Origin of the sequence: Pseudomonas sp. UBA6315 (assembly GCF_002438125.1) — a bacterium.
GTDB classification, from domain to species: Bacteria; Pseudomonadota; Gammaproteobacteria; order Pseudomonadales; family Pseudomonadaceae; genus Aquipseudomonas; species Aquipseudomonas faucium.
The window spans coordinates 1-1,621 of record NZ_DJTF01000050.1 but is presented as its reverse complement, the minus strand read 5'-3'; the positions used below and the strand labels follow the sequence as shown (position 1 = coordinate 1,621).

The window sequence follows — 1,621 nt, the reverse complement described above, 5'->3', positions numbered from 1 at the left end:
GTTCGCTTCCTGATTTCGAGAGAAGATCCCATGTCCCGTTCCGAATCCCTGTTCGCCCAAGCCCAGAAGCACATCCCGGGCGGCGTCAACTCGCCGGTCCGCGCCTTCAAGAGCGTCGGCGGCACCCCGCTGTTCTTCAAGCATGCCGAAGGCGCCTATGTGGTCGATGAAGACGACAAGCGTTACGTCGACTACGTCGGCTCCTGGGGCCCGATGATTCTCGGCCACGGCCACCCTGAGGTGCTGGAGGCGGTGCGCAACCAGCTGCAGCACGGCCTGTCCTACGGCGCGCCGACCGCCATGGAAACCGAGATGGCCGACCTGGTCTGCTCGCTGGTGCCATCGATGGAGATGGTACGCATGGTCAGCTCCGGCACCGAAGCCACCATGAGCGCCATTCGCCTGGCCCGCGGCTACACCGGCCGCGACGCCATCATCAAGTTCGAAGGCTGCTACCACGGCCACTCCGACAGCCTGCTGGTCAAGGCCGGCTCCGGCCTGCTGACCCAGGGCGTGCCAAGCTCGGCGGGCGTGCCGGCGGACTTCGCCAAGCACACCCTGACCCTGCCGTTCAACGACCTGGCGGCGGTCGAGAAGACCCTGGCCGACGTCGGCCAGAGCGTGGCCTGCATCATCGTCGAGCCGGTAGCCGGCAACATGAACTGCGTACCGCCGGCGCCAGGCTTCCTCGAAGGCCTGCGCGAGCAGTGCGACAAGCACGGCGTGGTGCTGATCTTCGACGAAGTGATGACCGGCTTCCGGGTATCGCTCGGCGGCGCCCAGGGCTACTACGGCATCACCCCGGACCTGTCGACCTTCGGCAAGATCGTCGGCGGCGGCATGCCGGTCGGCTGCTTCGGTGGCAAGCGCGAGATCATGGGCTGCATCGCCCCGCTGGGCCCGGTCTACCAGGCCGGCACCCTGTCGGGCAACCCGCTGGCCATGGCCGCCGGCCTGACCACCCTGAAGCTGATCAGCCGCCCGGGCTTCCACGACGAGCTGAGCGCCTTCACCAGCCGCATGCTCGATGGCCTGCAGCAACGTGCCGATGCCGCTGGCGTGCCGTTCGTCACCACCCAGGCAGGCGCCATGTTCGGCCTGTACTTCAGCGGCGCCGACGACATCGTCACCTTCGATGACGTGATGGCCAGCGATGCAGAGCGCTTCAAGCGCTTCTTCCACCTGATGCTCGAAGGCGGCGTGTACCTGGCGCCGAGCGCGTTCGAGGCAGGCTTCACCTCGATTGCCCATGGCGAGAAAGAGCTGCAGATCACCCTGGATGCAGCTGAGCGGGCCTTTGCCAAGCTGAAGTAAGCCAGGGTTTGCACCGGCCCCATCGCCGGCAAGCTGGCTCCCACAGGTACTCCACACCTTTGAGGCTCCGTGAAGTACCCTGTGGGAGCCGGCTTGCCGGCGATGAGGCCGGCGCAGGCAACAAAAGCCCGTCTGCCATCAGCAACTTTCCCCACCCGCACAGAAATTCGAGTAAAACTTTGTAAGGTTGGCGCTGCTTATCCCATAATGTGCCACCAGAGACATTGGCCGCAGCTTTGCAGAGGTAAGTCGATCCCCATGAACCGCACCGGCCGCGCCCTGACCTTGGGCTGCCTGTTGCTTCTTC

General features: G+C 65.3%; 1 protein-coding gene. It reads left to right on the top strand.

All coding sequences use genetic code 11. The features are described 5' to 3' along the window. The first annotated feature begins 30 nt into the window (after nucleotides 1-30). Nucleotides 31-1,314 (top strand): glutamate-1-semialdehyde 2,1-aminomutase, encoded by a 1,284-nt coding sequence (gene hemL / locus B3E94_RS06015; RefSeq protein WP_176514817.1) that lies wholly within the window; start codon nucleotides 31-33, stop codon nucleotides 1,312-1,314. Nucleotides 1,315-1,621 lie beyond the last annotated feature (307 nt).